Origin of the sequence: Corallococcus caeni (genome assembly GCF_036245865.1) — a bacterium.
Classification (GTDB): domain Bacteria; phylum Myxococcota; class Myxococcia; order Myxococcales; family Myxococcaceae; genus Corallococcus; species Corallococcus caeni.
Genome location: NZ_BTTW01000071.1, coordinates 1 through 414, shown reverse-complemented (window position 1 = coordinate 414; position 414 = coordinate 1). Strand labels below are relative to the sequence as shown.

Annotated in this window: 1 pseudogene; it reads left to right on the top strand. The window is 66.9% G+C overall.

The features are described 5' to 3' along the window. Positions 1-414: pseudogene (locus AABA78_RS38945) on the top strand (hypothetical protein); the annotation flags it as partial.

Here is a 414-nt window from a genome sequence, read left to right as displayed (position 1 = left end):
TCAAGCCTCTGGCCTTGCTGGCCACGCTCCTGGTGTGTCTGCCCGGCGTCGGCCTTGCCCAGGACTCGTGCGTCAACAACCTCATCACCCATTGCGAGGATGGCAAGCAGGTGCAGTGCACCTGTGATGGTAGCCAGCGTTGCAATGACTACACGGATTGCTCGAACGACCCCTTCTGCAATCCCGTCAACCCCAATCCGTCGTTCCCAAACAACGGCGCCTCGTGTTGCAGGAGCACCTGGGCTTGCGCCGCCCCGCCCCAGCCCTGCGAGGACGGCAATTGCCGTTGCGGCCCCGAAGGCGAGCGCCTGCCGACGGCGGGAGACCCCGTCAACGCCGCCACGGGTGAGAGCATCCTCGTGGAGACCGACGTGCAGCTGGGCAGCGCCACCGGCGCCCTGACGCTGCGCCGCT